Raw genomic sequence first — 24,755 nt, 5'->3', positions numbered from 1 at the left:
GCGGCATCGCCCGATGCCGCCGGGGTCGGCTTGCCGCAGTTTCTTCCACGATCACTCAGCGGAGAACGTCATGCAGCGCATCTGCTTCGCCGTTTTGCTCACCGGCCTGTCCAATCTGGCTTCGGCCGAAGCCGTCTACTATTTCGATCTGCGCACCGAAGCGGGCAGCCGCATCGTCTCGTTCGAGATCGCGGCGCGCGGCAGCGGGCGTTTTCATCCCGTGCCGATCAAGTTTTCGCCGCAGAACCCGGACGAGACTGTCACCGTCGCGATCCGCAATGGCGATCACGACTGCCTGCGCGATCTGCGCATCGGTCTTGCCGACGGACGCAGCGTCGTACGCCATGACTTCGATATCTGCCGGCTCGCCACTGTGCAAGTCGGCCAGAGCCTGCTGCTCGCCGCGCGGCCGTAGCGGTTGATCTCGGCGACGAGGCGATACCTCCGGCGGCAAGGTCCAGCCGGCCTTCCGACTCGTGTACCATCCCGCCAGGGTTAGTAAATTGTCGGGGTTGTTGCATGAAATTGGCGTTGCACACGCGCGTATTGATCGGTTTTGTCGTCGGCACCGCGGCTGGTGCGCTCGCATTTTGGTGGGCGCGGCATGGCGGCGACCCAAGTTGGGTGAACTGGTTTGTCGACACGATCGCGCAACCCGCTGGCTTACTGTTCCTGAAGTTCCTCAAGATGCTCGTGCTGCCGTTGATGTTCTCGGCGCTGATCGTTGGTATTACCGAGATCGGCGACATCGCGAGTCTCGGTCGCGTTGGCTTACGCATGTTGATATACATCGTAGTGGTTACGAGCATTGCGATCGTGGTGGGTCTCCTTGTGATCAACCTGCTGCAGCCCGGTGTTGGTTTCGATCCGGCTATCCGCGATGGTTTGCTCGCAGCGCATTCGGCCGACGCGCAAGCAATCACCGCATCCAAGCCGACACTGTCCGGCGTGAAGATCATTCTGGGTCTCGTGCCTGACAATCCGATCAAGGCGGCGGCTGACGGCGATTTCCTCGCAGTCATGTTCTTCGCCGTCATGCTCGGTATCGCCCTCGTGCTCAAACCCACGCCTGCGACTGCGGCGTTTAAGGCCACCATTCAGGGGTTGCTGGATCTGGTGATGAAGCTGATGGAGCTCATCATCAAGCTCACGCCTTATGCTGTTGCGGCACTGATGTTTGCATTGGTGGCGAGCTTTGGCACCGATGTTCTAGGAAAGCTGTTTAAGTATGCGGGGTGTGTCGTTCTCGCGATCGCCATCCATATGTTCATCGTGCTGCCGCTATGGGTGCGCATCTTCGGCGGCATGAGTCCGGTCAAATTCTTCAAGGGTAGCGAGGAGGCGATCCTGCTCGCGTTCTCCACCGCTTCGTCGACCGGCACCTTGCCGACCACGCTGAAAGTCGCCGAACAGAATCTCAAGCTGCCCCCGCAGATCGCGCGCTTCGTGCTGACGATCGGCGCTTCGGCGAACCATCACGGCACGGCGCTGTTCGAGGGTCTGACTGTGCTGTTCATCGCGCAGTGCTTCGGCCTCGACCTCAGCATCGCTCAACAATTGACGGTCGTCGGCCTGTGCATTGTCGGCTCGATCGGCACCGCGGGCGTGCCGGCGGGCTCGCTACCGGTGATCGCGGTGATTCTCGGCTACCTGCATCTGCCGCCCGAGGCGATCGGCATGATCCTCGGCGTCGATCGTTTCCTCGATATGTGCCGCACCTCGCTCAACGTTACCGGTGATCTCGCGACGGCCGTCGTGGTGTCGAAAGACGCGGGAGACATCAAGGTGCCGCTGCCGACCTCTTCTTCGCACGGCTGAGTCCATCGCGATGCCATGTGGCGCACTCGCAGTGCGCCACATGGCCGTCGGCCGCTGCGCGTGGAGCGCGAGGCCTCAGGCTTCGTCGCGCGGAGACCTGGCCTGCGAGTCCGCGTGCACCTCGAACCACATCGCGTTGAGGATGGCGAAGCTGCAGGCAAGTCCGATGCCGAGTATCCAGCTGAAATACCACATGGCGGCTCCTCAATATCCCAGGTGATGCTTAATGTGCTCTAGAGTGACGCGTCCGCGCAGGACGCGGTACACCCAACTCGTGTAGGCGAGCACGATCGGCAGGAAGATGATCACGACGACGAGCATGATGCCGAGCGTGGTCTGGCTCGACGAAGCGTCGAACACGGTCAGGCTGCTGTTCGGATCGAGACTGGACGGCATCAGGAACGGGAACAGTGCGAAGCCTGCCGAGAGAATCGTGCCGGCGCAGACCAGCGAACTGGCGAGAAAACCGGCGAAATATTTCCGCGCCGAGATCAAGACGATGCTGCCGACCGCGCCGACGAGTGCGGCCAGCGGCGCGAGCCAGAACGCCGGATGCGCGGCATAGCCCGCGAACCAGTGTCCCTGTATGGCGACCTGCTTGAGCAGCGGATTCGACGGCGCATTGCCGTTCACCGCAGAGACGATCGCATAACCCGGCAATCCGAACGCGAGCCACGCGCCGGCAAGTAGATAAAACACGATGTAGGCGAGCGCGGCGATGCGCGCGACGCGGCCCGAGCGCTCGGCGAGCGACTCGTCGGCCTTGAACGCGGCGTAGCTCGCGCCATGCGCAAGTAGCATCGCGATGCTGACCAGGCCGCTCAGCACGGCGAACGGGCTGAGCAGACCGAAGAAACCGCCTTCGTAGGTCATACGCATTTCCGCGTCGAGGCGGAACGGCAGGCCAAGAAATAAATTTCCGAAGGCGACGCCGAAGATCAGCATCGGCACCAGGCCGGACACGGTCAGCACCCAGTCCCAGGCGTTACGCCAGCGCGGATCGTTGAGCTTGTTGCGATAGCTGAAACCGACCGGGCGCAGGATGAAGGCGACGAGCAGCAGGAACATCGCCACGTACAGACCGGAGAACGCGACCGCATAGACGAACGGCCACGCGGCGAACACCGCGCCGCCGCCAAGGATGAACCAGACCTGGTTGCCTTCCCACACCGGTTCCACCGTTTCGAGCAGCACGCGCCGCTCTTCGTCGTTGTGGCCGAGCACGCGCAACAGCGCGGCGACGCCGAAATCGAAGCCGTCCATGATCGCAAAACCGATCAGCAGCACGCCGAGGATCAGCCACCAGAGCAGACGCAGGGTTTCGTAATCGATCATGACGCGGCTCCCAGGGAAGGTTTCACCTCGGGCGAAATGCCCAGGCCGTCAGGCCCGCGCCGCGCGTACTTGGCCATCAGGACGCCATCGACGACCGCGAGCGCGGTGTAGAAGATCACGAATCCGCACAGAGAGAAGAGCACCTGGCCGGCGGACACCGAGGACACGCCGAGCGCGGTCGGCAACACGCCTTCGATCGCCCATGGCTGGCGTCCGTATTCGGCGACGATCCAGCCGAGCTCGATCGCAACCCACGGCAACGGCAGACTGTAGAGAGCGAGTTTCAGATACCAGCGATGCCGATCGAGCTGCCGTTTCGAGGCGAGCCAGAACGAATAGCCGAACAGCGCGATGAAGTAGAAGCCGCAGCCGACCATGATGCGGAACGCCCAGAACAGCACGGGCACGTTCGGGATCGTGCTGTTCGCCGCGGTCTGCACGTCGGCCGGCGTCGCGTGTGCGGGGTCGGCGACGACCTTGCGCAGCAGCAGCGCATAGCCGAGATCCTTCTTGTGCGCGTCGAAGTCGGCGCGTGCCTGGGTGTCGTTGCGGTCGGCGCGCAGGCGCTGCATCGCGGCGTAGGCGATGCGCCCGTTCTCGATGCGCTGCGCGGCTTCCTCGACGAGCTGGTTGATGCCGGGCAGCACGCCGTCGAGCGAGCGCGTGCCGATGATGCCCATCACCCACGGGATATGGATGGCGAAATGCGTCTTGCGCTCGGCCACGTCGGGGAAACCGAATGCGGTGAACGCGGCCGGCGGCTTCTCCGTGTCCCACATCGCCTCGATCGCGGCGAGCTTCATCTTCTGGTTCTCCGAAACGGTGTAGCCCGACTCGTCGCCGAGCACGACCACGCTGAGCGCAGAGGCGAGGCCGAAACTCGCCGCTACCGTCATCGAACGCTTGGCGAACTCGATATTGCGTCCCTTGAGCAAGTACCATGCACTGATCGAGAGCACGAACATCGCGCCAAGCACATAGCCCGCGCTGACCGTGTGCACGAACTTCGACTGCGCGACGGGATTGAAGGCCACGGTCGCGAAGGAAGTGACCTCCATGCGCATCGTGTCGAGATTGAATTCGGCGCCGACCGGATTCTGCATCCATGCGTTGGCGATCAGGATCCACAGTGCGGACAGATTCGTGCCGAGCGCGAGAAACGTGGTGACGAGCAGATGCTTGACCCTGGACAGGCGGTCCCAGCCGAAGAAGAACAGGCCGATCAACGTCGCTTCGAGGAAGAACGCCATCAGGCCTTCGATCGCGAGCGGCGTGCCGAACACGTCGCCGACGTAGTGCGAGTAGTAGGCCCAGTTGGTGCCGAACTGGAACTCCATCGTCACGCCGGTCGCCACGCCCATGGCGAAGTTGATGCCGAACAGCACGCCCCAGAACTGGGTCATGCGCTTCCAGATCTCGCGCCCGGTCATCACGTAAACCGCTTCCATGATCGCGAGCATCCACGACAGGCCCAAGGTCAGTGGCACGAACAGGAAGTGATACAGAGCGGTCAGGGCGAATTGCAGGCGCGACAGGGTGACGACTTCGTTGTCGATCATGGCTTGGACTCGCTTTGGGGCTGGCTGTCGGGTGGGCTGGCGGGCGCGGCGGCGGCCGGTGTACCGCGGATCGCGTCGAAGACGCGGTCGGGCGACGTGTCGGCGCGCGGCTGCTGCGCGATGAAGACGAAATAGAGCGCCGTGAGTAGGACGATCTTGAGCACGATCAGGCCGAGAAAATGGCGGCCGTAGCGGCGTCCCTCGACCGAACGAAACCACGACGACGCGGGGTCCGGGCGGGGGCTGATCGCTGGCGAGGAGCGAAGCATGCGCCAAGTCTACCGCGCCTTTTGCCGAAGAAAATGCGGTGCAGTGCCGCAGTCCCGCCGCCGGCGCGCTTCCTTGGAGGGAGCCGCCGCGCTGCGGTCTATCGCGCCTGCTTGGCCATGCTCGCTGGATGGAAGGCGGGGCGCATTGAATTGCGTCCCCGCGAATACTCACGCGCAGTTTGAATCGAAACGTGTTCGCTACTGCGGCAGTCGTCGCGCGAGTGCCTGCGCGAAGCGTTGCGCTGCACCTTCGGCATAAGTGAAGAACAGCGAAGGCTCGGTCAGTTCGAGTTCGAGCACGCAGGGCTTGTCGGCACCGTCGCGGATCAGGTCGACGCGCGCGTAGAGCAGCGGCTTGGCAAACGGAATCGCCGCGAGCGCTTCCTGCGCCACGCGCAACTCGTCCGCAGTCGGCGCGCGCGGGGTGATATGTTCGGCGGCGAACAGGGCACGCGTGGAGCCTTCACCGCGGCGCAGCAGCGGCCCCTTGCGGATCGCATGGCTGAATTCGCCGTCGAAAAGGATCAGCGCGGTTTCGCCGTGTTCGTCGACACGATCGAGATAGGGCTGCAGCAGCACGCTGCGGCCCGCATCGAGCAGGCGCTGCGCATGCGCGAGCGCAGCGGCGCGTTCCTCGCGCCCATGACGCTGCGCGTCGCGCGAACCGGCGCCGACGCTCGGCTTGACCACGAACTCGGCCGACGCGTGTTTGTGCAGAAAGCGATCGAGCAGTGTGTCCGCGTCTTCGCCGGGTTCGATGAAGTGGCTCGCCACTGCCGGCACGCCGGCGCGCGCGAGATCGCCGAGGTAATGCTTGTCGGTGTTCCAGCGAACTACGTCGAGCGGGTTGACCAGATTCGTCGCAGCGCTCGCTCGCGCCGTCCAATCGAGGAATTCGCCGAGCCGCGCCGTGTAGTCCCAGGTCGAACGCAGCACCGCCAACCGGTATTGCGACCAATCCGTTTGCACATCGTCCCAATTCACGATCTCGAAATCCGTGCCCTGCGCGCGCAGCGCGTCGGCCAGCGGCGGCAGATCTTCGTCGAGGTCGCGAGCGGCGGCGGCGGTGACGAGGGCGATTTTAGGTGCAGTCATACGCGGGAATTTGGCAAGTAAGTTCGATTGCGCAGCATGCCTTGCCCTGCCAAGCCTGACAATGTCGAGACTTCGGTCTTGAACGGCTGATATGGCAGGTTTGGCGTGCTGTTATGTGAGCTCAAACGAAGCGGACGGCGCTGAGCGCTATTGATAGGACAGCGAGAAGTCAAAAGGAAGCAACGCGTAAGCTGACACTGCCTTGTCGTCCACGATCGCGGGATTGAATTTTGTGTTTCGAGCGGCTTCGAGCGCCGCTGAGTCGAGGAGACTTTCCCCGGAACTCGTTTCAATAGTGGCTTCGCGCACGCTTCCGTCTGCTCCCACCAGGACTCGTACTATGTTTCTGCCACCCACTCCCTGCTCTACCAAACTGCGCGGATAGACAGGGAGGCTCGCAGTCTTGATGCTCGGCTGCCCTGGCGTTGTGGGCGGTGCAGGCGGTGCGCGATAAGCCGGTTCGGCAATCGCGCCGGGATTGGCGATGCAGATGCCTACTGTGTACGAAACCGCAAAGCCGAGCAGCATCAGCGACGATAGAACCGTCGCTCCCGCGCCCTTCGCGAAGCCGCGCGATCGAAAAAAATAATACGGTAACGCGACCAGACTCAATCCCACGATGGAGACGTTGAGCATCGAAGACCGAGGATAGTTTTTCGCCGTGGAATCGACGTGATACCACAAGAAAATCAGCAGAGTTATCGAAAGAAGATAAGTGCCTTCGATGGAGGCCGAGAGCCGCTCCGGACTGCGATAGCCATACGCCATGCCATAGGCGAGATTTGCCAGCAGTAGGCTGATAATTATCAAGGCCTTCCGGCTTCGCGCTGTGAATCGCGCCATCGATCCCCCTGTTTGCTCTGTGTCGCGGGTCAATCGATTCGAAACCCGTGGCACAACCTGCTTAAAGATTCTGGTAATTCGGCCCCGATCCACCCTCCGGCGTCACCCAGTTGATGATCTGATACGGATCCTTGATATCGCAGGTCTTGCAATGTACACAGTTCGCCGAATTGATCTGCAGGCGCTTGCCGGCCTTCGCGGTTTCGTCGGCGACGATTTCGTAAACGCCGGCGGGGCAGAAGCGTGTGCACGGGTTCTGGTATTCGCTCGCGCACTTGGTCACGCAGACGTCGGTGTCGGCGACGTGCAGATGCACGGGCTGGTCTTCGTCGTGCTCGGTCGCGGCGAAATAGACTTCGGCGAGGCGGTCGCGTGGCGGCAGGGTGCGTTCGACGTAGCCGTATTTGGCCTGCTGCTCGGCCGGCGTCTCGCCGGGTTTGACCTTGTCCAGCGAGGACCAGTCGGCGTGGTTCTTCAGGGTCCACGGCGAATGGCCCATCGTGACCGTTTCCCAGCCCCAGTTCGCCATCGCGAGCCACATGCCCTTGTGGAAGCCGGGCTTGATGTTGCGCACCTTGTACAGTTCTTTGCCGACGGCGGAAGCGCGCAGTTTCGCGTCCCAGCCGTCGGGCTTGTTCGTCGCGACGACATGCTCGGCAGCGAGCATGCCCGAACGCAGCGCCTGATGCGTGCCCTTGATCTTGGGCATGTTCAACAGGCCCGCGGCGTCGCCGATCAGGATCGCACCCGGCATTTCGCAGCGCGGCAGCGACTGCCAGCCGCCTGCGGCGATCGCGCGCGCGCCGGCCGAGACGATGCTGCCGCCTTCGAGCAGCGGCTTGATGTGGGCGTGATTCTTCCACTGCTGGAACGCCTCGAACGGCGACAGCAGCGCGTCCTTGTAGTCGAGGCCGGTGACGAAACCAAGCGCGACGCGATCCTTGTCGAGGTGGTAGCAGAAACTGCCGCCGTAGGTCGCCGTATCCATCGGCCAGCCGGCCGTGTGCATGACCTTGCCCGGCGTGGTGCGGCCCGCAGGCAGTTGCCACAGTTCCTTGATGCCGATGCCGTAACACTGCGGATCGGAATCCGCGTCGAGCTGGTACTTCGCGATCAGCTGTTTCGACAGGCTGCCGCGGCAGCCTTCGGCGAGCACGGTGATCGGTGCGACGATGTCGATGCCCTGGGTGTAGCTCGGCTTGTGCGATCCGTCCTTGGCCACGCCCATGTCGCCGATGCGCACGCCTCTGACCGCGCCGTTGTCGTCGTACAGCGGTTCGCTCGCGGCGAAGCCTGGATAAATTTCAACGCCGAGCGCCTCGGCCTGCGGCGCGAGCCACGCACACAGGGCGCCGAGCGAGACGATGAAATTGCCGTGATTGTGCAACTGCGGCGGCACGATCGGCGACTTGATCGCGCGCTCCGCGCTCGGCAGATACCAGAATTCGTCCTCGGTCACCGGCACGCAGATCGGCGGCGGGTTCTTGCCCCATTCCGGCAGCAGTTCGTTGAGCGGCTGCGGTTCGATCACCGCGCCGGAAAGAATCTGCGCCCCGATCGTCGACGCTTTTTCGATCACGCAGACGCGGATGTCGGGCTTGAGCTGCTTGAGCCGGATAGCGAACGCGAGGCCCGACGGGCCGGCGCCGACGGTGACGACGTCGTATTCCATCACATCGCGTGGGGTGGATTCGCTCATGCTGGCTTTCTCGCGGGCGGGGATTCGTATAGAAGTGGAATTGTGCGGATTTGCTGCGCGCGCGGCAAATCGGCAGTTGGCCGCGCTTCGATTTCGAGTTCGCGCGTGCACGTTTCGCTAACAAGAATTCGGTAATAATGCAGGCGACATCAGGGGAGGAGCGCATGAACGTGGAGTTGGACCCAGCCGTTGCCCTCGAACCACTGCCGCCGCTCGATGCGAAGCGGCTGCGCGGGGCGAACCTCTGCCAGACGCTGACCTGGCTGGCGAGTTCGCGTGTGAGCGCAACGGCGCTCACTCAGACCTATCTCGACGCGATCGCGGCCGACAATACGAAGCTCAACGCCTACGTGGCGCTCAATCCGCATGCGCTCGCCGAGGCACAGGCGAGCGAGGCGCGCCGCGGCAGCGGGAAATTCGGCCGTTTCGACGGCGTGCCGGTCGCAGTCAAAGACAATTTCGACGTCGCCGGTCTGCCGACCGGCTGCGGCATGCCGGGCGCGCACGCGCCGGCGGAAGCCGATGCGCACGTGGTCGCGCGCCTGCGCGGCGCCGGCGCGGTGATCCTCGGCAAAGCCCAGGTGCCCGAGGCGAGCCTCGCGGCGACCAGCAACAACCCGCATACCGGCGCGGCGCACAATCCGTTCCGCCACGGCTATCAGGCCGGCGGCTCCTCGGGCGGCTGCGCGGCCGCGGTGGCGGCGGGGCTCGCGGCGGTCGCGATCGGTTCCGACAGCCTCGGTTCGATCCGCATTCCGGCGAGCTACTGCGGGCTGTATGCGCTGAAGCCGACCCACGGAGAAATTTCCACGCGCGGCATGCTGCCTGCGGCGCGCCGTCTCGACTCGGTTGGCCTGATCGCGCGCAGCGTGCACGATCTCGGCGTGATGCTGCATGTGCTCGGCGGTCACGATCCGGCCGACCCGCGCTCGCGGCGGCGCCGCGTCGAACTCGCGTTGCCCGACTGGGAGCCCGGCAAATTGCGCGTCGGCCTGCTCGGCGATCTCGACGCCTACGCGGTCGAGCCCGGGGTCAAATTCACCTTCGAGCGCGCGCTGATGGCGCTTGCGCACGAACTCGAAAACCGGCGCGAAGTCAGCTTCGGCGATTTCCCGTTGATGCGCGCGCGGCGCGCGGCGTTCTTCATGATCGAAGCCGAGATGCTGGTGACGCATGCGCGCGCGCTCGCCGACACGGCGCATCCGGTCTCGGCCGAGCTGCGCGCCTGGCTCGATTACGCGCGAGGCAAATCGGCCGCCGACTATGCCGCGGCCGACCGGCTGCTCGACGCGGCCGTGGTCGCCGCGCGCAAGCTGTTCGAGGAGGTCGACGTACTCGTCACGCCGACCACGCCGCAGACCGCGTTCCCGCTCGAAGCGCCGCTGCCCGACAATGCGGGCGACTTCACTTGCATCGCCAACCTCGCCGGCCTGCCCGCAGTCACGATCCCGATGGGCCTGACGCTGGACGGCCTGCCGGTCGGCATGCAATTCGTAGGGCCGCCCGGATCGGATCTGCGCCTGCTCGAACTCGCCGAAGTCTGTGCCGCAGCGCTCGATGCGGCGCCTGCTTATCCGGTTGGTGGTTGAGCGGAAGAGCATTTGGACACGGATCAACACGGAAGGACACGGATAAAAGCGGATGGAGCGGAACGGATTGATGGGAGAATTCGTGGAATGCGCTGTCCGATTGATGCCGCGCCTTTATGAGTGATGCTGTGTCTTTACGAGCAGAATCCGCTATGAGCAGAACCCGTTCGCTCTGAGGTATCGAAGGGCGAACGGCCCGCGTCCAGGCCGAAACATTGCCAAGCGGAAGGAGCGTTCGGTGACGACTCCTTCGATCCGCTCTTATCCGTGTCCTTCCGTGTTGATCCGTGTCGAAACCCGCTCTTAATCCTATGGAATGGCAAACCTTCGACCTGCCCGACGCCGACGTCCATCTGGCGCAGTTCTGTAGCGAAGACGAGGCCGCACGCTGGTTCGCGCGGCTGCATGCGGAAATTCCGTGGGAACGCCATCGCCTGCGCATCTTCGGCCGCGAGGTCGATTCGCCGCGATTGTCGTGCTGGGTCGGCGACCCTGATGCGGTCTACGTCTATTCGGGCACGCGCTTCGTGCCGCATGCCTGGACTCCGGCGCTGGCCGAGCTGAATGCCGCACTGCGCGTGCACGGCGAGAAGCACTGCAACAGCGTGCTCGCGAATCTTTACCGCGATGGGCGCGATTCGATGGGCTGGCACAGCGATGACGAACCCGAACTCGGCCCCGAACCGTCGATCCTGTCCTTCAGCTTCGGCGGCGTGCGCCGCTTCCGTCTGCGTCATCGTCGCGATCCGCACCTGCACCTCGAACTCGCGTTGCCTTCCGGCAGCTTGCTGCGCATGGCCGGGACAACGCAGCGCTACTATCGCCACGATCTGCCGAAGACGGCGCGTCCGGTCGGCGCGCGCATCAATCTGACGTTCCGGCATATCAGCGCGCGCCGTTGAGCACGGAAATCGAGCGCGGACGCGCTTGGCCGCGCTTCTCGTAAAAACTACCGGCTAGCGGCGCGAACCGACGCAGTATCGCGTGCGGACATGGATACAATGCGCGGCGTATGTCGTCCGCCCCGATCTCCAACGAGCCTGCCTTTGCGCGCGACGCGGTCGTGCTCAGCGCGCGTGCGCCGCTGCACGCGCGCATCGCCTTCGTCGTCGAGACGGCGCGGCGCCTGCATCAGTACGGCACCGCGGCGCCGCGCCTCGAAGGCGCGGTCGACAAACTCGCCGCGCGCCTCGGCTTGTCCACGCAGGTGTGGTCGAGCCCGACCGCGATCATCATTTCATTTGCCGAGAGCGGCGATCGCGACCATATCGCCGCGAATACCCAGGTGATCCGCCTGTCGCCGGGCGACATCGACCTGCGCCATCTGGTCGAGGTCAACGAGATCGCCGACAAAGTGATTGCGGGCGAACTCGACATCGACCGCGGTTCGCATCTGCTGCATACGCTGAGCGACCGCATCGGCCGCCGCGCGCAGGCGCACGAGGTGCTTTGCTTCGGGCTCGTTTCGGCGACTCTCGCCGTGCTGATGCGCGGCGGTTGGGCCGACGTGGTTGCGGCGGGCAGCATCGGTCTCATCGTCGGCCTCGTCGCGGAGATCAGCGCGCGCAGCCAGCGTATGCGTCTCACGCTCGAAGCACTGAGCGCCTTGATCGCGACGGTGCTCGCGACCCTGATCAGCCTCTATCTGACCCCGCTGACCTTGAAGACGACGGTGCTCGCGAGCCTGATCGTGCTGTTCCCCGGCATGGTGTTGACGACCGCGGTACGCGAACTGTCCACGCGCCATCTCGTTTCCGGCGTCGCGCGCTTCGCCGATGCGGTCGCGACCTTGATCAAGCTCGCCTTCGGCACGCTCGTCGCCAACGAATTGTGCAAATCGCTCGGCCTAGTGCCTTCGTCCGACGCACTGCCGCCGATCCCGGTCTGGAGCATCTGGGTCGCGCTGATTTTCGGTGCCTACGGATTTGCCGTGTTGTTCCGCGCGGCGCAGCGCGACTTTCCGCTGGTCATGGCCGCGGCGGCGCTGGGTTATGCGATCACCTATTTCGGCGGCCGCCAGTTCAGCCCGGAGTTCGGCGTGTTTCTCGCCGGCGCGACGATGGGTGCGCTGAGCAACATCTACGCGCGTGCAACCGACCGCCCCGGCGCGCTCGTGCGCGAGCCGGGCATCATCCTGCTCGTGCCGGGCAGTCTCGGATTTCTGACCGTGTCGCTGATCGTCGGTCGCGACGTGTTTCTCGGCATCAATACCGCCGCGTCGCTGCTGGTGATCCTCGTATCGCTCGTCGCCGGGCTGCTGTTCGGCGATTTGATCGTTGCGCCGCGACGCTCGTTGTAAATGTGCGCGCTTGCGCAACGCGCAACGAAAAAGCGGCCAAGACTGGCCGCTTTTCTTCAAATCTCCAACTTTGATTTGCCTTAAATAAGCAGATCTTTTTCCTTCTTGCCCGCCGCGAGGGCGGCATTGAACCAGCGCGGACGCTTGCCGCGGCCGGACCAGGTCTGGGCATGATCGGCCGGGTTGCGGAACTTCGGCGTTGCCGGACGACGGGTTTTACGGCCCGGGCTGCGACCGCCGAACAGCTCTTCGAGAGAGATGCCTTCGGCCTTGAGGATAGCGACCACTTTTTCGCGCGCCTTGGAAACCTTTTCCTTGGCCAATTCGTGCTTGCGCGATTCGGCGCGGTTGATGAGCTCATTCAGCTGATGCTGACTGAGACTTTTCAGATCAATTGCCATTGTTTGCCTCTAATTTGGATGACGTCGACTTACGCCACGAGCACGGACGAACCTCATGGCGAACCGCTAGGATGCCATTGAAACCCTCAAAAATAAACCGCGATGCGCAAATAAAAATACGCCGGAGTATGTTCGGCCGAATGCGCCGCGCAATTCGTTGCTTTTAACGCGGCGTATTTCAGCCGCGCAAAAGGGCGATGATTTCTTCGCGTTTTAGCTGGCGGCTTTCGCTTTCGCGGCGCGCGCGGTACTCGAACGTGCCTGCGGCGAGGCCGCGTTCGGAGACGACGATGCGATGCGGAATGCCGATCAATTCGATGTCGGCGAACATCGCGCCCGGACGCAGGCCGCGATCGTCGAGCACGGTGTCGATGCCGTCCGCATTCAGTTCGTCGTAAAGCGCCTGAGCGGCTTCGGCGACCTTCGCGTCGTTCTTCGGATTGATCATGCAGACGGCCACGCGCCACGGCGCCATCGGTTCGGGCCAGACGATGCCGGCTTCGTCGTGATTCTGCTCGATCGCCGCGGCGACGATGCGCGAAACGCCGATGCCGTAGCAGCCCATCTGCATCGGACGGTTTTTTCCGTCGGCGTCGAGCACGCTCGCATTCATCGCTTCGGAATACTTCGTGCCGAGCGCGAAGATGTGGCCGACTTCGATGCCGCGCGCGAGCTTGATCGTGCCTTTGCCGTCCGGCGACAAATCGCCTTCGACGACCTTGCGGATATCGGCGACGACGTCGGCTTCGGCCAGATCGCGCTGCCAATTGACGCCGGCGATATGGAAATCGACCTTGTTCGCGCCGACGACGAAATCGGCCATTGCCGCGACCGTGCGGTCGGCGACGATATGAACCCTTTTCCGATCCGCGCCGACCGGGCCGAGATAGCCGGGCTTGGCGCCGAGCGCATCGAGAATTTCCTGTTCGGTCGCAAGGCGGTATTCGGCGAGCCCGGCGATCTTCTGCAGCTTGACCTCGTTGACTTCGTGATCGCCGCGCACGAGGGCGAGAACGAAACCTTGCTCGCCGATCACGCAGACCGATTTCACCGTGCGCGTGATGTCGATGCCGAGCAGCGCGGCGACGTCGGCGCAGGTCGTCTTGCCCGGCGTCGGCACGTCGCGCATCTGCTCGGCGGCCGCGGCGCGAGCGCCCGGAGCGAGGTACGAGGCCAGCTCGACGTTGGCCGCGTAGTCGGAGCTGTCGGAGAACGCGAGCGCGTCTTCGCCCGAATCGGCGAGCACCTGGAACTCGTGGCTGCGGCTGCCGCCGATCGCGCCGGTGTCGGCGTTGACCGCGCGGAAGGCGAGGCCGAGGCGGGTGAAGATGCGCGCATAGGTCGCGTACATGTTTTCGTATTCGCGGCCGAGACCGTCTTCGTCGAGATGGAACGAATACGCGTCCTTCATGAGGAACTCGCGCGCACGCATCACGCCGAAACGCGGACGGATTTCGTCGCGGAACTTGGTGTTGATCTGGTAGAAATTGACCGGCAACTGCTTGTAGCTCTTCAGCTCGCTGCGCGCGAAGTCGGTGACGACTTCCTCGGCGGTCGGCGCGTAGCAGTACTCGCTTTCCTTGCGGTCCTTGATCTTGAGCAACTGGGCGCCGAACTTCTGCCAGCGGCCGGTTTCGTCCCACAGCTCGCGCGGCTGCACGGTTGGCATGATCACTTCGAGGGCGCCGGCGCGGTTCATTTCCTCGCGCACGACCGTCTCGACCTTCTTCAGCACCTTGAGGCCGAGCGGCGACCAGGTGTACAGGCCGGCGGCGTGCTTGCGCAACATGCCCGCGCGCAGCATCAGCCGATGGCTGGCGATTTCCGCGTCGGCGGGTACTTCCTTGACGGTGGCGAGATGGAACTGGGACAGGCGCATGGTGACTCGCGGGACACGGGAGGGTCCGCGATTGTAGCTGCAGTGCACAATGCGGCCAAACCCGCCGCGAAACGACGCTCGGAAGCGTCCGTCAGCTCGGGTTCTGGCAGTAGGTGGTCGCGGCCTGCTTCGCCTGCGCGGTGCGCTCGGCGCGCGTCTTGTCGTCGAGCGGTTTGCCGTTCGAGTCGGCTACCTGGAACTTGCTCTGCAGCAGATCGAGCTGCGCCTGCGCCTGTTCGCAAAAGCGTTTGCGGTTCTCCGGCGTGTCGGGCAGGGTCGTCGGCGTCGCCTCGGCGGCCTTGCCGGCCTCGGTTTCGGCCGCGGCTTTCTGCTCTGCGGTCGGATCGGGCTTGGTCGGGCTTTCCGTGCCGTTGAGGCGCAGGCGCTGCGGCGCTTCGCCGCCTTTCGGCGGCGGCGTGTCGGAGTAATGCACGACGCCCTTGCTGTCGGTCCACTTGTACAGCTCGGCCGCAGCGGCGACGCCGCTTGCAAGCACGGTGGCGAGAGCGAGCATGACGGCAAGGCGGGGGAGAGCGGCGCGGACGCTAGGCATGGAAGGCTCCGAGGCCTGGAAACCGGGGCGCGATTCTAGCGCTGCGAGGGCTTGCGGTACACTTCCGCTGTTGCATCAACCTTGCAGGGGCAGTGTGGATCCCGTAGCCAACCCATCGCCGAAACCGCGCCGCGGCATTTATCTGCTGCCGAACCTGTTCACCACGGGCGCGCTGTTCGCCGGCTTCTACGCCGTGCTCGCGGCGTTCGCGGGGAACTACGCCGGTGCGGCGATCGCGGTCTTCGTTGCCGGCATTCTCGACTCGCTCGACGGACGCATCGCGCGCCTGACCAATACGCAGAGCGAGTTCGGCGTGCAGTATGACTCGCTTTCCGACATGTGCAGCTTCGGCATCGCGCCTGCGGTGGTGATGTACACCTGGTCGTTGTCGACGCTGAAGGTTTACGGCCCGCTCTGGGGCAAGGTCGGTTTCAGCGCGGCGTTTATCTACACGGCCTGCGCGGCGCTGCGTCTTGCGCGCTTCAACACCCAGGTCGGCGTCGTCGACAAGCGCTACTTCCAGGGGCTCGCGAGTCCGGCCGCGGCGGGACTTCTGATGTCGTTCCTCTGGGCCGCGACCGAATACGGCATCGACGGCGTCATGGCGCAGTTCGTTGCACCGTTTCTGACCGTACTCGCCGGCGGCCTCATGGTCAGCCGCGTGCGCTACTGGAGCTTCAAGGCCGGACCGAAGTCGGACAAGGTGCCGTTCGCGATCATTCCGCTCGCGGTGCTGGTCCTCGTCGCGCTGTATGTCGATACCGCGCCGGTGCTGTTCCTGATCGCCGCGCTGTACGTGATCTCGGGTCCGGTGATGACGCTCTGGGGCATGCGCGAAGTGCGCGGCCGCCGCGAGGAGCGCGGCGACGAAACCAAACCCGGCGCGGAGCCGCCGCCGCCGTGAACGCGCTGCGGCCCTCCGCTCCGAGCGCGCGCGATCCGGCGCGCGCAGGCGGACGGCGCGCTTTGAGTTTCCTCGCCGATCTCTCGCAGTCGCTGGCGGTTTCGCTCGACCTCAAGACCACGCTCAAACCGGCGCTCGCACGGATCATGGACTTCATGCAGGCCGAGGGCGCCTCGCTGTTCCTGCTCGATCCGGCGACGAACCTGCTCGAATGCAAAATCTGCGCGGGCCCGGTCGACATCGTCGGACTCAAGCTCGAAGTCGGCCAGGGCGTGGTCGGCCGCAGCGTTGCCGAGAACGCGCCGCAGCGCGTCGACGACGCGCGCCGCGACGCCCGCGTCAATGCGCGCGTCGATGCCGAGACCGGCTTCGTCACACGCGCGATCCTGTGCGTGCCGCTCGCCACCGCACAGGGCCCGATCGGCGCGCTCGAAATCATCAACCGCCGCGACGGCGGTGCGTTCGACGAGGACGACGCCGAAGTGCTGCGCCTGATCGCCGCGCCGATGGCGCTGGCGATCAACAATGCGCGCCTCGCCCTCGAAGTCGCCGAGCAGCAGCGCATCCGGCGCGAAATGCTGCTCGCGCGCACGATCCAGAAATCGCTGCTGCCGAAGCGCCGCCGCGGCCGTTTTCCGCTGATCGGCGTCAACCTGCCCGCGCACGAAATCTCGGGCGATTTCTACGACTACTTCGATCTGCCCGACGGGCGGCTCGCGTTCTTCATCGGCGATATTTCCGGCAAGGGCCTCGACGCGGCGTTCCTGATGGTGCGCGTCGCGAGCCTGCTGCGCTGGAGCGGCGGCGACGCGCCGGCGCCGGCGGCGTGGCTTACCGAAGTCAACGCCGAGCTTTGCCGGACGCTGCAGAACGGCCGCTTCGTCTGCGCCGTCGTCGGCATCTACGACCGCAACAAGCGCGCGGCCATTGTCGCCAACGCCGGCTTTCCGCCGGCCTTGCTCGACGACGGCAAAGATTTCGTTGAACTGCCGGCCGACGGACCGCCGCTCGGCATCGTCAAGGAGGCGCAGTACGGCGAGCGCGCGATCGACCTCGGCGCGTCGGCGCTGTACCTGTTCTCCGACGGCGCCACCGACGTGCGCGAAGACGCGCGTTCGCGTCTCGGCGCCGACGGTCTGCGCGGACTGATCCGGCGCTATGCCGCGCTCGCTCCCGAACCGCGCCTGCGCGCCCTGCTCGGCGAGCTGAAGCGCCGCCGCCTCGTCGACGACACGACGCTGTTGCTGCTGCAGGAACCGCGCGGCAGCGAAGTGCGCGAGCTGCTGGCGCTGCGTTTTCCGGCGCGGCCGATCGAGATGCGCGCGGTGCGCGCGGCATTGCGCGCGGCGCTCGACGCAGAAGAGGTGTCCCCTGAACTGCGCGACCGCCTCGTTCTCGTCGTCGACGAGGCGTGCACGAACATCATCCGTCACGCTTATTGTCACGAATCGGGCGAAGTCGCGCCCGACTGCGAATGTGGAAGCATCGCGCTGCGCGCGACGCGCGAGCACGATATGCTCAGCTTCGAACTGCGCGACGAGGCGCCTGCGGTCGATCCCGCCCGGATCAAGCCGCGCGACTTGTCCGAGTGCCGGCCCGGTGGCCTCGGCGTCGCCTTCATCGATGCGACCATGGATGTCTGGCGTGTCGAAGCGTTGGCCGGCGGCAGGGGCAACAGATTGATCATGCAGAAACGGCTTGCGCCGAAATCGGAGAACGAGTGAACGGCAACGAATGCGTCAGCGAGACCTTGGGCGACTACGTGCTCGTGCGCCTGAAAGGCGAGGTCGACCTGTCCTGGTCGCAGCAGGTGCGGCGCGCGATCCTCGATGCGCTAGGCGACACCGGCAAGGTCGGCGTCGAGCTGTCCGAAGTCAGCTACATCGACTCGTCCGGCATCGCTGCGCTGGTCGAAGGCTTCCAGAACGCGCGCAGCCGCAATCAGAAATTCGGCCTCGTCGGCGTGAGTGCGGCGGTGATGGCGGTGCTGCAGCTCGCGCGCCTCGACCGCGTGTTTCCGATCTTCGCCGATCTCGACGCGGCAAGGTCGGCCTGAGCGGCGCGTCCGCGACATCATGGCCGCCGTTCTCTCCGCTCTCGAATCCCTAGGCCGGGCGACGCTGCAGTCGCTCGCCGGCATCGGCCATGCGGCGATGCTGCTCGGCGAAAGCATCGGCTTCGCCGTCACCGGCTGGCGCCGCGGCCAGCCGGTGCGCCTCGCCTCGGTATTCGAGCAGATGCGCCAGATCGGCGTCGATGCGCTGCCGATCACGGCGATGCTCGCACTGGTCATCGGCATCATGCTCGGCATCCAGTTCGTCGCCGCGCTGTCGGAGTTCGGCGCGCAGTCGCAGGTCATCATTGCGGTGGCCAAGTCGGTGACGCGCGAATTCGGCGCGCTGATCACGGCGATTCTCGTCGCCGGACGCTCGGGTTCGGCGCTGGCCGCGCGCATCGGTTCGATGAACGTCTCGCAGGAGGTCGACGCGCTCGCCGTGATCGGCGTCGATCCGGTGCGCTACCTCGCCGCGCCGGCGCTGTTCGCGATGCTGATCATGCTGCCGATGCTGACCATCTTCGCCAATGCGATCGCGATCCTCGGCGCGGCGATGTACTCGGCACCGGCGCTCAATGTCACGCCGGCCGCGTACATCGCGCAGACCTTGGCGCTGATCACGCCGGGCGACATCGGCCAGGGCTTGGCGAAGTCGGTCGTGTTCGCGATCCTGATCGCGCTGATCGGCATCAGCACCGGCTTCTCGGTCAGCGGCGGCGCGGAAGGCGTCGGCCGTGCGACCACGCGTTCGGTGGTGCTGTCAATCTGCTACATCATCGTCGCCGACATGGTCTTCAGCTTCTTCCTCAATCGCTGAATCTTCGATCGACCGCGGCCTTGCGCCGAGGCATCGCCTCCTTTTTTTCGCCGCCATGTTCGCTATGATGCGCGCGGAAAACAGGGCCAGCTTCATCGCGCAAGAGGGCTGCATGAGTCCGGTCAAGTCGATTCGAATTCTCTGTTTCGCTTTTCTCGCGGTCGGCCTCGTCGCCCTGGCCGCGGCCGTGTTCTGGTATTTCCATACGAGCAGTTTCCTCGCCGGCGCGGCGACGGCGAAGGGCATCGTCGTCGAACTCGTTCCGCGCACGTCGCGGCGGGGCCTGGTCTACGCGCCACGCGTCGAGTTTGCCGCGCCCGATGGAAGCCGCGGCATGCTGATTTCCTCGGTCGGCAGCGACCCGCCGTCGTATTCGCGCGGCGACGCGGTCGAGGTTCTCTACGACCCGCGCAATATCAACAATGCGCGGCTGAAAAGTTTCTCCGAACTCTGGCTCGGCCCTTCGATTTTCGCCGGCCTCGGCGTGATCTTCGGCGGCATCGGCCTCGGCATCCTGCTGTTCCAGCGCAGGCAGGGCGACGCGCGGCGCCTGCTGCAGGCCAGCGGCCGCAGGATCGACGCCGACTACGAGGGCGTCGAACTGAATACCTCGCTGACGGTCGGCGGTCGCAACCCGTTTCGCGTCCTCGCCCAGTGGCAGGACCCGATGACGTCGCGGATTCATCTATTCCACAGCGAGAACCTCTGGTTCGATCCGCAGAAGTACATCGAGCGCAAAACGCTGACCGTGTACATCGATCCGAACAATCCGAAGAAGTACTATGTCGACGTCTCCTTTTTGCCCAAGCTCGCCGACTAGGCGGGACGGGCCAGGCTCGGCAGGCGCATGAATCTGGATCGGCCACTGATCGAAGTTTCGCAACTGGAAGCCTGGTACGGGCGCCGCCGCATCCTGCACGGCGTCGATTTCAACGTGCATGCCGGCGAGATCCGCGTGATCATGGGCGGCTCGGGTTCGGGCAAGAGCACCCTGCTGCGCCATCTGCTCGGCCTGCACCGCCCGCGTAGCGGCACGATCAGGCTGCTCGGCGCCGATATCGGCCATGCGAGCGAGGCGGAGATGCTCGCGGTGCGCAAACAGATCGGCGTGTCGTTCCAGGGCGGCGCGCTGCTGACTTCGATGAGCGTCGGCGACAACGTGGCCCTGCCGCTGCGCGAGCTGACCTCGCTCGACGAAAACACGATCCGCATCATGAGTCGGCTCAAGCTCGAAGTGGTCAACCTCGGCGGCTTCCAGGACTTGATGCCGGCGCAGCTTTCCGGCGGCATGATCAAGCGCGCGGCGCTCGCGCGCGCGATCGTCATGGACCCGAAGCTGCTGTTCTTCGACGAACCTTCGGCCGGCCTCGATCCGGTGGTTTCGGCCGAGCTAGACGAGCTGATCCTGCGCCTGCGCGACGCGCTGCGCATGACCATCGTCGTCGTCACCCACGAGCTGGAAAGTGCGTTCAAGATTGCCGACACGATCACCGTGCTCGATCAGGGTGAGATCCTGATGACCGACAGCGTCGACAAGGTGCGCCGCGCCGACAATGAGCGCATCCAGGATCTGCTCAACCGCCGCCCGCGCGAAACGCCGGTCGATGCCGACGCTTATCTGCGCCGCCTTACCGAAGAGCACGCGCCTCCGGCCTGAGGCGCGTTCTGTGAACGGTGCAACGAAACGCCGGCGAACAATGTGTGAAGCTGCGCGTAATAAGCAACAAGAAAAGGCGTCACGCCTTGGGGGAGGGGCTGCGTGCGTTTCGGTATCGTCGTCGATTCCGCTTGCGATCTGCCGGCGGAGTTCTTCGCCAGTCACAGCATCGGCATCCTGCCCATCAGCATCCGCATCGATGAAGAAGCCTTCATCGACGACCGCGATCCCGCACTGATCGCGCGTTTCCTTTCCGACAACCTCGGCGCGCGCAGCCATGCCGCGGAGACCGAGCCGTACACGGTCGAACAGATCCGCGACGTGTTCCTCGAACGTCTCGTGCTCGACTACGACTGCGTGTTCTGCCTGACCATCACCTCGACGCGCAGCCCGATCTTCGAGCATGCGCGCAAGGCGAGCTTCGCCATCCTCAACAGCTACCAGTCCGTGCGCAAGGAGGCCGGCATCGACGGGCCGTTCCTCATGCGCGTGATCGACAGCCAGACTCTATTTGCCGGGCAGGGCATCGGTGTCGTCGAGGCGACGCGCCTGATCGCTGCGGGGACCGGCGTCGGCGCGCTGCGCGAGCGTCTCGAATACGTCGCGCAAAATACCTACGGCTACATGCTGCCGCGCGACCTCTACTACCTGCGCGCCCGCGCGCAGAAGAAGGGCGACCGCAGCGTCGGCTGGTTCAGCGCGACGCTCGGCAGTGCGCTCGACATCAAACCGATCCTGCGCGGATACCGCGGCGAGACCGGCCCGGTCGGCAAGGTGCGTGGCTTCGAGGCCGGGGCGAAGGCGCTGTTCGCCTACGCCTGCGCGCGCGTGCGCGCGGGCCTGATCGTGCCGGCGCTGTGCGTGAGCTACGGCGGCGACCTTGCCGAACTCGCCGCGCTGCACGGCTACGACTCGCTGCGGATGACCTGCGCCGAGCACGGCGTCGAACTGCTCGAAAGCCCGATGAGCGTGACCGGCATGGTCAACGTGGGCGTCGGCGCGGTGACGCTCGGCTTCGCCGCCGCGGAACACGACGCACAGTTCTGAGCGTGCCCGTCGCGCGCGGCGCCCGTGTATGATTCCCGCACGCGGCGCGGGCGGCGCTGCGGCTATGGAGCAAGGCGCGGGTGAAACGCGACAACATCAACTACGTTCTGGTCGGTGCCGTCGTCGCGGCGGCCGTGGCCCTGCTGCTCGTCGCACTCGCGGCGATCACCGGGCGCGGCGCGGCCAGCACGGACTACATGACGCACTACCGCAACGTCACCGGCCTGCACTACGGCGCGCCGGTGTTCTACGAAGGCTTCCGCATCGGTCAGGTCGCGGCGATCGATCCCGAACGCAGCGCGAAGGACGGCAAGCTGGAAACGCGCTACAAGGTCACCCTTGCCGTGCGCCACGACTGGCCGATTCCGAAAGATTCGGTTGCACGCCTGACTTCGACCGGGCTGCTCGCCGACGTCGCGATCGGCATCAGCGAGGGCGCGAGTACGGACGTGGCCAAACCGGGCAGCGAACTTGCCGGCGTCGAGAGCGCCGACCTGTTTACCTCGATGAATACGCTCGCCGTGCAACTGAGCGATCTGACCCGCGATCAGATCGGCCCGCTCGTGAAGAATCTTTCCAAGCACGTCGACTCGATCGCGAGCACACTCGACGAGAACACGCCGGAACTGGTCGCGCAGACGCGCGCGCTGCTGCAGCGGCTCAATTCCGCGTCGGCCTCGGTCGACGACCTGCTCAAGCCACAGAATCGCGCGGCGGTCGGCGCAATCCTTGGCAACGTGCAGAAGCTGTCGCAGGACCTGCGCGCGACCCAGACCAAGCTCGACGACGCGGTCAGTCAGCTCAACGGCGTGATTCGCGAAAACCGTCCCGGCGTGCGCGACTCGGTCGACGACCTGCGCAGCATCCTGTCGTCGCTGTCCGAGCGCATCGACTCGATCACCCAGAACCTCGCCGTCGCCGCGCGCAACTTCAATGAATTCTCGCGCGAGATTCGCATGAGCCCGAACCGCCTGCTGATCGCGCCGAAACGCGACCAGATCGAAGAGGAGCCGCGATGAAACGCGTGCCTCGCATTGCGCCGATTTCCTCGCCGGTTCGCGCGAAAACCAAGGCGCACGGATATGCCGCCGCGCGTTGGACGGCGACCACGCTGTGCACGCTGATGCTGGCGGCCTGCTCGCCACCGACCGTGCCCGACGTCACCTACTTTCGGCTACCGCCCGCGGCGAAAGTGGAGCGGCTGCCGAAGCCGCTTTCGGTGCTGCCGATCGAAGTCGAGACTTTTCGCGCCGAAGGCGTCTACGCCGAGCAGGCTGTGCTCTATGCGACCACGCCCGATGCGGGCGCGCTGCGCGCCTATCACTACCAGCTCTGGAGCGATCCGCCTTCGCGCACGCTGCAGGAGCGCCTGACCTTGCGCCTGCGCGAAACCGGCATCGCGCCGCTCGTAACCGATCGCCTGCCGGCGAGCGTGCAGGCGCTGCACGTCAAGGGCCGCATCCGCCGCTACGAGCGCGTGCAGCAGGCGCAGGGCGTGATCGCCCAGGTCGAATTCGAGATGCGCGTCGAACAGGATTCCGGCGAGCCGCTGCTCGAGCAGAGCTACAGCGCCGAACAGGCCGCGGCGAACGATACGATGTCTGCGACTGCGCAGGCTTTCGCCACGGCCGTCGACGCCGTATTCGCGAAGTTCCAGACCGACTTCATTGCGCTCGAAGGCGGCAAGCCATGATCGACGCATCGCGGCTGCGTCTGCTCGAAGCGATGGGCGTCGACGTCTACGCTCTGCGCGCACGCGAAGAGCCGCAGCCGGCGGGACAAACGCAACAAAGCCGCGACGACAGCGACGGCGTGCAGGCGCTGCGCGTCGCCGTCGTCTGCGCGAAGGGCGTGCGCGCCGATGCGCGGCTGGCACGTTTGTTCAAACATCTGCCGCAGATCTTCGGTACGCATGCGGAGACGCTCGTCTGGCTCGATGCCGGTGCCGACGGCGAACTTGCCGCCGCGGCGGAAGCGCAGGCCTACCTCGTCTTCGGCGCCACGATGGCGCGCGCGCTCGGTGCGCAATTGTCCACAATGCAGCAAAGTACCGCGACGATTGCGGTCACCGCCGAGCCGGCGCAGCTGCCCGGCGGCGCGGCGGACAAGCGCGCGCTGTGGCAGGCGCTCAAGCCGATCGCACGCAGGCTGCGCGGGGCGGTGGGCTAAGGCGCATGGTCGCCATCCTTTCCGAACCCAGGCCGCAGATGCGCGCGATGCACGTCGACGATCTCGACGACGTCGCCGTGATCGAAGCCTCCGCCTACGAGTTCCCGTGGACACTCGGCATCTTCCGCGACTGCCTGCGCGCCGGCTACGAATGTTGGGTGCTTTGCCAGGCCGAGCAGATCATCGGCTACGGCATCCTTTCTGTCGCCGCGGGCGAAGCGCATCTGCTCAATGCCTGCGTCGCGCCGAAGTATCAAGGTCACGGCCACGGTCGCCACCTCGTCAAGCGCATGATCGAACTCGCACGCTGGCATCGCGTGCAGCGCATCTTCCTCGAAGTACGCCCTTCCAATCGCGTTGCCGTCGCGCTGTATCCGACCCTCGGCTTCAACGAAATCGCGCTGCGGCCGAACTATTACCCGGCGAAGAACGGGCGCGAGGATGCGATCGTGATGGCGATGGAACTGTTGCCGGCGGACGATTAGTTATCGTCGCTGTCGCGGGGTTTGGTCGCTTGCTCGGTTGTTGTTTTTCGCTCGTCGTTGTCGAGGTGGATTGTTTTCGCGAGGTGAGTTTTCTCGGCGCGAAATGTCGGTCATCGCACTTTTGCTTTTTCTTCGTCATTCCTGCGGAAGCAGGAATCCAGCTCTTGCCTCTGCTCGTCATTCCCGCGTGCTCTTAGCGGGAATCCAGTGACTTTGCTTTGTGAGGGGGAGCTTGATAACTCAGAGGGAGACATCTTGATAACTGGGAAATCATGGCAACC

Annotated in this window: 26 protein-coding genes; 16 read left to right on the top strand and 10 right to left on the bottom strand. The window is 64.9% G+C overall.

What is annotated here, in order from left to right; translation table 11 throughout:
* Positions 1-70 precede the first annotated feature (70 nt).
* Positions 71-415: a hypothetical protein gene (locus FFS30_RS04315; protein ID WP_137911861.1), complete on the top strand. Its 345-nt coding sequence runs from the start codon at positions 71-73 to the stop codon at positions 413-415.
* A 104-nt stretch (positions 416-519) separates the two neighbouring features.
* A complete protein-coding gene (locus FFS30_RS04310) occupies positions 520-1,818 on the top strand; it encodes a dicarboxylate/amino acid:cation symporter (protein WP_137911860.1) in 1,299 nt (432 codons plus the stop codon).
* Between the two features lie 75 nt (positions 1,819-1,893).
* On the opposite strand, the gene cydX is transcribed toward FFS30_RS04310, so the two are convergent.
* From cydX to FFS30_RS04275, 7 genes are all read right to left on the bottom strand, one after another.
* Positions 1,894-2,013: a cytochrome bd-I oxidase subunit CydX gene (gene cydX / locus FFS30_RS04305; protein WP_137911859.1), complete on the bottom strand. Its 120-nt coding sequence runs from the start codon at positions 2,011-2,013 to the stop codon at positions 1,894-1,896.
* Positions 2,014-2,022: 9 nt separating this feature from the next.
* Positions 2,023-3,153 (bottom strand): cytochrome d ubiquinol oxidase subunit II, encoded by a 1,131-nt coding sequence (cydB, locus tag FFS30_RS04300; RefSeq protein ID WP_137911858.1) that lies wholly within the window; start codon positions 3,151-3,153, stop codon positions 2,023-2,025.
* On the bottom strand, positions 3,150-4,712 hold the full coding sequence (locus tag FFS30_RS04295) for a cytochrome ubiquinol oxidase subunit I (protein ID WP_137911857.1): 1,563 nt from the start codon (positions 4,710-4,712) through the stop codon (positions 3,150-3,152). The genes cydB and FFS30_RS04295 overlap by 4 nt, the downstream gene beginning before the upstream one ends.
* Positions 4,709-4,981, bottom strand: coding sequence for a cytochrome oxidase putative small subunit CydP (gene cydP / locus FFS30_RS04290; RefSeq protein ID WP_137911856.1), 273 nt, complete (start codon positions 4,979-4,981; stop codon positions 4,709-4,711). The genes FFS30_RS04295 and cydP overlap by 4 nt, the downstream gene beginning before the upstream one ends.
* Positions 4,982-5,179: 198 nt before the next feature.
* On the bottom strand, positions 5,180-6,076 hold the full coding sequence (locus FFS30_RS04285) for a hypothetical protein (protein ID WP_137911855.1): 897 nt from the start codon (positions 6,074-6,076) through the stop codon (positions 5,180-5,182).
* Positions 6,077-6,223: 147 nt separating this feature from the next.
* The gene (locus FFS30_RS04280; RefSeq protein ID WP_171014408.1) at positions 6,224-6,886 is read right to left on the bottom strand and encodes an energy transducer TonB; all 663 of its coding nucleotides are present in this window, start codon (positions 6,884-6,886) and stop codon (positions 6,224-6,226) included.
* A gap of 94 nt (positions 6,887-6,980) precedes the next feature.
* Positions 6,981-8,618, bottom strand: coding sequence for an electron transfer flavoprotein-ubiquinone oxidoreductase (locus FFS30_RS04275; protein ID WP_137911853.1), 1,638 nt, complete (start codon positions 8,616-8,618; stop codon positions 6,981-6,983).
* A 164-nt stretch (positions 8,619-8,782) separates the two neighbouring features.
* On the opposite strand from FFS30_RS04275, the gene FFS30_RS04270 reads away from it, so the two are divergent.
* From FFS30_RS04270 to FFS30_RS04260, 3 genes are all read left to right on the top strand, one after another.
* Positions 8,783-10,207 (top strand): amidase, encoded by a 1,425-nt coding sequence (locus FFS30_RS04270; protein WP_137911852.1) that lies wholly within the window; start codon positions 8,783-8,785, stop codon positions 10,205-10,207.
* A gap of 311 nt (positions 10,208-10,518) precedes the next feature.
* Entirely contained in the window at positions 10,519-11,109 is a 591-nt protein-coding gene (locus FFS30_RS04265; protein ID WP_137911851.1) for an alpha-ketoglutarate-dependent dioxygenase AlkB, read from the top strand.
* Between the two features lie 110 nt (positions 11,110-11,219).
* A complete protein-coding gene (locus FFS30_RS04260; RefSeq protein WP_137911850.1) occupies positions 11,220-12,506 on the top strand; it encodes a threonine/serine exporter family protein in 1,287 nt (428 codons plus the stop codon).
* 80 nt (positions 12,507-12,586) lie between these two features.
* On the opposite strand, the gene FFS30_RS04255 is transcribed toward FFS30_RS04260, so the two are convergent.
* From FFS30_RS04255 to FFS30_RS04245, 3 genes are all read right to left on the bottom strand, one after another.
* Positions 12,587-12,907, bottom strand: a complete 321-nt coding sequence (locus FFS30_RS04255) for an H-NS histone family protein (RefSeq protein WP_137911849.1) — start codon at positions 12,905-12,907, stop codon at positions 12,587-12,589.
* A gap of 178 nt (positions 12,908-13,085) precedes the next feature.
* Positions 13,086-14,786 carry a proline--tRNA ligase gene (locus FFS30_RS04250; protein WP_137911848.1) on the bottom strand — a complete coding sequence of 567 codons (1,701 nt, stop codon included), beginning with the start codon at positions 14,784-14,786 and terminating at the stop codon, positions 13,086-13,088.
* A 91-nt stretch (positions 14,787-14,877) separates the two neighbouring features.
* Entirely contained in the window at positions 14,878-15,339 is a 462-nt protein-coding gene (locus tag FFS30_RS04245; protein WP_137911847.1) for a DUF4124 domain-containing protein, read from the bottom strand.
* A gap of 94 nt (positions 15,340-15,433) precedes the next feature.
* Between FFS30_RS04245 and FFS30_RS04240 the strand changes: the two genes are divergently transcribed.
* The 11 genes from FFS30_RS04240 to rimI all read left to right on the top strand — a co-directional run bounded on the left by FFS30_RS04240 (position 15,434) and on the right by rimI (position 24,474).
* The gene (locus FFS30_RS04240; protein ID WP_249352159.1) at positions 15,434-16,243 is read left to right on the top strand and encodes a phosphatidylcholine/phosphatidylserine synthase; all 810 of its coding nucleotides are present in this window, start codon (positions 15,434-15,436) and stop codon (positions 16,241-16,243) included.
* A complete protein-coding gene (locus tag FFS30_RS04235) occupies positions 16,240-17,967 on the top strand; it encodes a SpoIIE family protein phosphatase (RefSeq protein WP_137911846.1) in 1,728 nt (575 codons plus the stop codon). The genes FFS30_RS04240 and FFS30_RS04235 overlap by 4 nt, the downstream gene beginning before the upstream one ends.
* On the top strand, positions 17,964-18,299 hold the full coding sequence (locus FFS30_RS04230; RefSeq protein WP_137911845.1) for an STAS domain-containing protein: 336 nt from the start codon (positions 17,964-17,966) through the stop codon (positions 18,297-18,299). Before FFS30_RS04235 ends, FFS30_RS04230 begins: the two co-directional genes overlap by 4 nt.
* A gap of 19 nt (positions 18,300-18,318) precedes the next feature.
* Entirely contained in the window at positions 18,319-19,116 is a 798-nt protein-coding gene (locus FFS30_RS04225; RefSeq protein WP_137911844.1) for an ABC transporter permease, read from the top strand.
* 112 nt (positions 19,117-19,228) lie between these two features.
* On the top strand, positions 19,229-19,936 hold the full coding sequence (locus FFS30_RS04220) for a DUF3592 domain-containing protein (protein ID WP_171014406.1): 708 nt from the start codon (positions 19,229-19,231) through the stop codon (positions 19,934-19,936).
* A 27-nt stretch (positions 19,937-19,963) separates the two neighbouring features.
* Entirely contained in the window at positions 19,964-20,773 is an 810-nt protein-coding gene (locus FFS30_RS04215) for an ATP-binding cassette domain-containing protein (RefSeq protein ID WP_137911842.1), read from the top strand.
* A 102-nt stretch (positions 20,774-20,875) separates the two neighbouring features.
* Positions 20,876-21,820 carry a DegV family protein gene (locus tag FFS30_RS04210; protein ID WP_137911841.1) on the top strand — a complete coding sequence of 315 codons (945 nt, stop codon included), beginning with the start codon at positions 20,876-20,878 and terminating at the stop codon, positions 21,818-21,820.
* An 80-nt stretch (positions 21,821-21,900) separates the two neighbouring features.
* Positions 21,901-22,839, top strand: a complete 939-nt coding sequence (locus FFS30_RS04205; RefSeq protein ID WP_137911840.1) for an MlaD family protein — start codon at positions 21,901-21,903, stop codon at positions 22,837-22,839.
* A complete protein-coding gene (locus FFS30_RS04200) occupies positions 22,836-23,513 on the top strand; it encodes an ABC-type transport auxiliary lipoprotein family protein (RefSeq protein ID WP_137911839.1) in 678 nt (225 codons plus the stop codon). The genes FFS30_RS04205 and FFS30_RS04200 overlap by 4 nt, the downstream gene beginning before the upstream one ends.
* Positions 23,510-23,989 carry a hypothetical protein gene (locus tag FFS30_RS04195; protein WP_137911838.1) on the top strand — a complete coding sequence of 160 codons (480 nt, stop codon included), beginning with the start codon at positions 23,510-23,512 and terminating at the stop codon, positions 23,987-23,989. The genes FFS30_RS04200 and FFS30_RS04195 overlap by 4 nt, the downstream gene beginning before the upstream one ends.
* Positions 23,990-23,994: 5 nt before the next feature.
* On the top strand, positions 23,995-24,474 hold the full coding sequence (gene rimI / locus FFS30_RS04190) for a ribosomal protein S18-alanine N-acetyltransferase (RefSeq protein WP_137911837.1): 480 nt from the start codon (positions 23,995-23,997) through the stop codon (positions 24,472-24,474).
* The last annotated feature ends 281 nt before the right edge of the window (positions 24,475-24,755 follow it).

Source organism: Rudaea sp. 3F27F6 (assembly GCF_005503555.1).
Lineage (GTDB): Bacteria > Pseudomonadota > Gammaproteobacteria > Xanthomonadales > Rhodanobacteraceae > Rudaea.
This window is presented reverse-complemented; position numbering and strand designations above follow the sequence as displayed.

Excerpts from the sequence above, each read along its gene's own strand:
- FFS30_RS04270 (WP_137911852.1), top strand. The coding sequence starts at position 8,783 with ATGAACGTGGAGTTGGACCCAGCCGTTGCCCTCGAACCACTGCCGCCG.
- FFS30_RS04265 (WP_137911851.1), top strand. The coding sequence starts at position 10,519 with ATGGAATGGCAAACCTTCGACCTGCCCGACGCCGACGTCCATCTGGCG.
- FFS30_RS04255 (WP_137911849.1), bottom strand. The coding sequence starts at position 12,907 with ATGGCAATTGATCTGAAAAGTCTCAGTCAGCATCAGCTGAATGAGCTC.
- cydP (WP_137911856.1), bottom strand. The coding sequence starts at position 4,981 with ATGCTTCGCTCCTCGCCAGCGATCAGCCCCCGCCCGGACCCCGCGTCG.
- FFS30_RS04310 (WP_137911860.1), top strand. The coding sequence starts at position 520 with ATGAAATTGGCGTTGCACACGCGCGTATTGATCGGTTTTGTCGTCGGC.
- FFS30_RS04315 (WP_137911861.1), top strand. The coding sequence starts at position 71 with ATGCAGCGCATCTGCTTCGCCGTTTTGCTCACCGGCCTGTCCAATCTG.
- FFS30_RS04275 (WP_137911853.1), bottom strand. The coding sequence starts at position 8,618 with ATGAGCGAATCCACCCCACGCGATGTGATGGAATACGACGTCGTCACC.
- FFS30_RS04195 (WP_137911838.1), top strand. The coding sequence starts at position 23,510 with ATGATCGACGCATCGCGGCTGCGTCTGCTCGAAGCGATGGGCGTCGAC.
- FFS30_RS04245 (WP_137911847.1), bottom strand. The coding sequence starts at position 15,339 with ATGCCTAGCGTCCGCGCCGCTCTCCCCCGCCTTGCCGTCATGCTCGCT.
- cydX (WP_137911859.1), bottom strand. The coding sequence starts at position 2,013 with ATGTGGTATTTCAGCTGGATACTCGGCATCGGACTTGCCTGCAGCTTC.
- FFS30_RS04260 (WP_137911850.1), top strand. The coding sequence starts at position 11,220 with ATGTCGTCCGCCCCGATCTCCAACGAGCCTGCCTTTGCGCGCGACGCG.
- cydB (WP_137911858.1), bottom strand. The coding sequence starts at position 3,153 with ATGATCGATTACGAAACCCTGCGTCTGCTCTGGTGGCTGATCCTCGGC.
- FFS30_RS04220 (WP_171014406.1), top strand. The coding sequence starts at position 19,229 with ATGAGTCCGGTCAAGTCGATTCGAATTCTCTGTTTCGCTTTTCTCGCG.
- FFS30_RS04200 (WP_137911839.1), top strand. The coding sequence starts at position 22,836 with ATGAAACGCGTGCCTCGCATTGCGCCGATTTCCTCGCCGGTTCGCGCG.
- FFS30_RS04215 (WP_137911842.1), top strand. The coding sequence starts at position 19,964 with ATGAATCTGGATCGGCCACTGATCGAAGTTTCGCAACTGGAAGCCTGG.
- FFS30_RS04295 (WP_137911857.1), bottom strand. The coding sequence starts at position 4,712 with ATGATCGACAACGAAGTCGTCACCCTGTCGCGCCTGCAATTCGCCCTG.
- FFS30_RS04250 (WP_137911848.1), bottom strand. The coding sequence starts at position 14,786 with ATGCGCCTGTCCCAGTTCCATCTCGCCACCGTCAAGGAAGTACCCGCC.
- rimI (WP_137911837.1), top strand. The coding sequence starts at position 23,995 with ATGGTCGCCATCCTTTCCGAACCCAGGCCGCAGATGCGCGCGATGCAC.
- FFS30_RS04225 (WP_137911844.1), top strand. The coding sequence starts at position 18,319 with ATGGCCGCCGTTCTCTCCGCTCTCGAATCCCTAGGCCGGGCGACGCTG.
- FFS30_RS04285 (WP_137911855.1), bottom strand. The coding sequence starts at position 6,076 with ATGACTGCACCTAAAATCGCCCTCGTCACCGCCGCCGCCGCTCGCGAC.